The sequence below is a fragment of the Sabulibacter ruber genome, assembly GCF_017355955.1.
Lineage (GTDB): Bacteria > Bacteroidota > Bacteroidia > Cytophagales > Hymenobacteraceae > Nibribacter > Nibribacter ruber_A.
The window spans coordinates 1-261 of the sequence record NZ_JAFFID010000158.1; the positions used below are offsets into that span (position 1 = coordinate 1).

The 261-nt window shown below is 67.4% G+C and carries 1 protein-coding gene; it reads left to right on the top strand.

Translation table 11 applies throughout. From position 1 onward, the window contains the following. Window positions 1–261, top strand: a 261-nt coding sequence (locus JT719_RS24860; RefSeq protein WP_207436462.1) for a hypothetical protein, incomplete at both ends; no start/stop codon positions are given.

A 261-nucleotide genomic window follows, 5' to 3' on the forward strand; every position in this document is an offset into this window, starting at 1 on the left:
TCGGCCGTTGGGCCGAGCTGGCCGATCCCTCCTTCAGGTTCGAGGAGGCGGTCCAGCGTTTCCGCGACGGCTACAAGATCCCCCTGCAAGAGGGCGTGTCGGCGCGCGGCTCGCGCACCGGCGAGATGATCGCCCGCTGCATGGTCGAGACGGGCCCCAGCCCCTATTATGCCGCCATCGCGGACTCCACCGATGAGCCGGTGCTGAAGCTGATCTGCCGGAACATCGCCGCGGACGAGCTGCGCCACTTCAAGCTCTTCT